This is a genomic window from Nocardia colli (assembly GCF_008704205.1).
Taxonomy (GTDB): domain Bacteria; phylum Actinomycetota; class Actinomycetes; order Mycobacteriales; family Mycobacteriaceae; genus Nocardia; species Nocardia colli.
This window is the reverse complement of the sequence record NZ_VXLC01000009.1, coordinates 1-3104: the sequence shown is the minus strand read 5'-3', so window position 1 is coordinate 3104 and position 3104 is coordinate 1. Positions and strand designations below refer to the sequence as shown.

Annotated in this window: 2 protein-coding genes and 1 rRNA gene; all 3 read left to right on the top strand. The window is 64.8% G+C overall.

From position 1 onward, the window contains the following. Positions 1 to 124 precede the first annotated feature (124 nt). Positions 125 to 241, top strand: a 5S ribosomal RNA gene (rrf, locus tag F3087_RS20860). A 141-nt stretch (positions 242 to 382) separates the two neighbouring features. Beyond that, a complete protein-coding gene (locus F3087_RS20855; RefSeq protein WP_150403706.1) occupies positions 383 to 1054 on the top strand; it encodes a hypothetical protein in 672 nt (223 codons plus the stop codon). A 101-nt stretch (positions 1055 to 1155) separates the two neighbouring features. Continuing rightward, positions 1156 to 3104, top strand: a 1949-nt coding sequence (locus F3087_RS20850; protein ID WP_150403705.1) for an MMPL family transporter, incomplete at its 3' end; no start/stop codon positions are given.

Genomic DNA, 3104 nt, shown 5'->3' with positions numbered 1-3104 from the left:
CACTGTGCGGTATCTGAAACAACACACAGACACTGCAGCAGACATCATGTCTGCGAATATCCTTGCTCAGGCAGGGGTTTCGTGGCTGATTGTCAGCGCTGCTGTGTGGATAGTTTCATAGAGTTACGGCGGCCATAGCGGCAGGGAAACGCCCGGTCCCATTCCGAACCCGGAAGCTAAGCCTGCCAGCGCCGATGGTACTGCACTCGACAGGGTGTGGGAGAGTAGGACACCGCCGGAACATCATTGCAGAAGACCCCCAACATTGTTGGGGGTCTTCTTGCGTTTACGGCCCAGCGCGCCGAAGCCATCGATCTCCTTGTGCCCGAACAAATCTGCCTTGATTGCTTCCATCCGGATGCGCGCCAGCGACGAATGCTAGGTGACCATTCCAGATGGAATGACCGCACAGTCGATGGAAAGGTTTGCGATGACAATCAAACGTGTGACCGGGCCACGGATTTCGGCCCTCCTCGCCGCCGGGGTGCTGGCGACCTCGGTACTCGGCTACAGCACTATCTGCGCGCCGGCCTCGACGGCTGAGGGCGGCGACGGGCCGGAGGCCTCGGAAGACCTCAAGTGCACCGGAGGTAAAGGCACCGTCTCGATCGCCGAGAACGATGACGGTGTGATCGTCGGGGCGGCCTTCCTCGGGGGCGGATTCACCAAAGAATCCGGAAGTGAGAAGTCGAGGTGCCCGAGGGAGCAGAAGAACCCTGACGAACCCCTCGGCAGGTCGGGAAAGGTGGCCATCGCTAAAAAGGGCGACGCCTGCGAGATTTCGGCGAAGATCGGCGAGGCCGAAGTGGAGGTCGAAGAAAACGGCGAGACGACGATCGAGAAGTCTCAGGCCGGCTCGGTCGTCGTCACCGCCCCGCTCAACGATGCGAAGTGGACTGCAAAGGCGAACGACAAGGCCAAGGACGGCGATGGTGAGGAGGCATCCATCACGGCCGAAGGGGACATCCAAGGGGTGAAGCTGACCGATTGTGCGACCGTGCCCCAGGGGATCTTCAAGGTGACGAATATCGTCGCCACGATGAAGGGCCGGTAGCGGTTCGACGCGATGGCCTGATCCGTGCGGATCAGCCCATCGCGTCGAGTATCGATCAGCGCGGTGCTCGGCAGAATCTCGTCCTGACAAAGGGGTGACCTGTGCCCGGAGAGCGCACGGATGTGTTGGCGCGTCTCGCCATCGTCATGGCCCGGCATCGCCGGCGGGTCTTCGCGGGGTGGCTCATCGCGATGGCCATCGGCCTATTCGGCCTGCCGCAGCTGCTGGGATCGGTGGTCTCGCCGCCGGTCGAGGTCTCTGGCGCCGAATCGCAACGGGCCACCGAGGTTCTGGCGCGGGGTTTTCCGTCGCTGGGCAACGACCCCATGATCGCAGTGCTGAATTCCCCGGCTCAGCGCTCCACCGATCCGGTCTTCCACAGAGCGATCAGCGCGGCGATACGGGCGCTCGGCCGCCAGGAGGGCATCGACGGGGCGATAGTGCTTCCGCTGGTTGGCGATTCGAAACCGGTGTCCGCGATGGCCGACACACTGGAACCGCTGCGCCCGCTATTCCACGACGAGCACACCGCATACCTGCTGGTGGGCACCTCCGGCACGGATCGGGAACGCCAGGACCGGATACCAGCACAGCAGGCAGCGATCGACGAGGCCACCCGCGCGGCATCGGGCGACTCGGTGCGGGCGTATCTGGTCGGGGTGTCGGCGTTCGGTGAGTCGGCGCAGCGCGCCGAGATCGCGGATCTGCTGCACATCGAACTCGTCGCGATCCCCGCGGCGATAGTGCTGCTGCTGCTCGGTCTGCGCGCTCCGGTCGCTGTCGTGGTCCCCATGGTGATCGCGGCCGCGTCGGTGCTGACCACACTGGGACTGTTCGCGGTGTTCACTGGGGTGTTCCGAGTCGACGGCATGCTGCTGGTCGGTGTGAACGCCGTCGGGCTCGGCATCGGCATCGACTACGCGTTGTTCGTGACGAACCGCTATCGGGAGGAACTGGCGGCCGGCGCCTGCCCGGAGCAAGCCATCGGCACCGCCGCGGCGACCACCGGACGAACCGTGCTGTATTCGGGTTTGATCTTGCTGCTGGCCTGCACGAGTTTGTTCCTGGTGCGCTGGCATGTGTTCGCGCAGGCCGCATTCGGTGTGCTGGTCGTGGTTACGGTCGCGCTGATCGCCTCGATGTCGTTGTTGCCTGCCGTTCTCGCCGTCCTTACTCGGTGGCTCGAGTGGCAACCCGGTTGGATGTCGCGGTACCCACCGCGCACCGACAGTCCGTCGAATGGGCGTCTGGCTCGATGGGCCGGACATTTGATGCGCCGCCCCTGGCCGTACGCCATCGCCGCCACCGCGGGCCTACTGCTGGCGGCCACGCCCATGCCCGACCTGACGCTGGGCATCAACCTGGAACGTCAGGCCTTGGCCGGCACTCCGGATCGACTGGGCCACGAGATCGTTGATCGCGACGTGCCGGGGCTGACCAGCGCCATCTATGTCCTGTTGCGGCGCGAAGCCGGCACCGACGAGCCGGACACCGGGCCGCTGCTGGCCGCTTTGCGTGCGGATGCCCAGGTTGCTGCGGCCAGCCCGCTAGACAATGGTGTCGATCTCACCGCGGTGCTCGTCATCCCGCGGCAGTTGCCCGACTCGCCCGCGGTGGTCCAACTGGTGCAACGGATCCGCACGCAGATCGCCCCCGCCGCCGCGCCGCCCGGACCGCCGGTGCTGGTCGGTGGATCGAGTGCTTTCATTACCGATCTGCTCGCCGAGACCTCGGCCAAGCTGTGGTGGGTGGTCGGCTGTGTACTGGCGATGATGTTCGGTGTGCTGGTCGTCGTCCTGCGCAGCCTGGTACTGCCATTGAAGGCGATCCTGATGAGCCTGCTTGCGACCTGCGCCGCGTTCGGACTGACCGTTCTGCTGTTCCAAGACGCGGTATCGGGCTCGGCGGAGCCCAGGTTTATCTGGCCGCAGGTGCCGCTGATCGTGTTCGTGGTGCTGTTCGGTTTGTCGACGGACTACGAGTTGTTCCTCGTTCGTCGAATCCAGGAGGAGTATCAGGCCACTGGCGACAACCGTGGCTCGGTCTCGAC